We start from the raw sequence: 1,534 nt of genomic DNA on the forward strand, positions 1-1,534 counted from the left end.
CTTGAACATCGGCTCGCAAGCTCGCGATGTCAAAGACTTATTTGTTATCCGCAAAACACCATTACGATGTGGCCGTTAGCGCGCACTTCGTCCCTGTGGGTGACAATCACCAGTTTCAAATCGTAGCAAAGTTTCGTTGGTCAAGCAAGTTTCGGCGAGGAGCGGCAAATCGAGTGTCCAAGGACAGGCGTTGGTTGATGCCACGCAGTGCATCCGGCACGTCAGCATTGATTGAGCATTGGGATTCGGGCGTCGGTTGATGCCCCGCAGGGCAGTCTGGACTTGAGTATTGGTCGAGGTTTGGGGGCAAAGCAGTGTTGGCGGTCGTATTTCATGCGTTGGTTGTGCCCCGCAGGGCGTGAGGCGGGCGGCAAGTGTCCGCTTCTCAGTCGGATAACGGTAGACATCACCGGGTGGCGGCGAAAGACTTGCAAGCAAACGAAAGAACTAACCACCGCCACTCCGGTGCATGTCATGGTTATCCGCCGATGTGAATTCACACGATTCGTGTTTCCGTCCAAGTCATTACAGGTCAGCAACTAGTTCAAGCTCTTGAGCTTCCACGCAGGATAGTAGAACGTCGCCGTCAAGTTGAGCAAGGTCATTGGTCCCGAATCGTGAAAACCGGTTCTTGTTCGGTAGCCATCGAATCAAGGCAATGCCGATCGCAAAGGCGTTTGTCTGTAAGAGGCTTGCGTACACTGTGTCGGTGCGGCGTTCGCCGAATAGCTGCACTGAATGAACCTGAAAGCTGGGAATTGAAAGTGCTTCTGTTCCTTTGGTCGTCGCCGCTTCGAGCGACCCGATATTAAAGTGAGACGTTTTGCGCAGGGATAGCCAGTAGAAAAGGCGATCGTCATTGACGCCGTCTTCTTGAACCCAACTGACGTAGTAGCGTGACGCGTTGGTTTCCAGTGTAATGACCATCTCTGCAGGGTCGCCAAAGTCGGTACAAGTAGTCAACTCGATCTGGTGAATTGTTTTGCCAACAATGTGCCGCCAAGCTTGCGTCGCGGTGTCAATGATGTTTGCAGTGTGAATTGCTCAGCCCAGTCGGATAACGGCAAGCATCACCGAGGTGGCGGGATTTGACGTGCAAGCAGAGAGAAAAGCGTGCGGCCGCCACTCCGGTGCATGCAATGGTTATCCGCAATACACAGTTAGGATGCGGTCCGTCGGCGCGGACTTCGCCCACGTGGAAGACCATCACCGTGCGTAGATCGTATCAAAGAGCGGTCGATCAAGCAAGTTTCGTTGGGCAGCGTTAAATCGAGCAACCGAAGACAGGCGTTGGTTGGTGCCACGCAGTGCATCCGGCACGTCGGCATTAATTGAGCATTGGAATTCAGGCGTTGGTTGATGCCCCGCAGGGCAGTCGGCACTTCGGTTTCATCGAGCGTCGGGGCAAAGCGGTGTTGGCGGTTATGCTGTACGCGTAGGTTATGCCCCGCAGGGCGCGAGGCGGGCAGTAAGTGTCCGCAGTTCAGTCGGATAACGGTATGCATCACCGAGGTGGCGGGATTTGACGTGCAAG

2 protein-coding genes are annotated in these 1,534 nt (G+C 54.6%); both read right to left on the reverse strand.

The window, feature by feature from the left end:
- Positions 1-525: 525 nt before the first annotated feature.
- Positions 526-963, reverse strand: a complete 438-nt coding sequence (locus RC85_RS25725) for a hypothetical protein (protein WP_149753296.1) — start codon at positions 961-963, stop codon at positions 526-528.
- A gap of 55 nt (positions 964-1,018) precedes the next feature.
- On the reverse strand, positions 1,019-1,210 hold the full coding sequence (locus RC85_RS28105) for a hypothetical protein (protein ID WP_162273307.1): 192 nt from the start codon (positions 1,208-1,210) through the stop codon (positions 1,019-1,021).
- Positions 1,211-1,534: the final 324 nt, after the last annotated feature.

This window comes from Rubripirellula obstinata, from assembly GCF_001642955.1.
Taxonomy (GTDB): Bacteria; Planctomycetota; Planctomycetia; order Pirellulales; family Pirellulaceae; genus Rubripirellula; species Rubripirellula obstinata.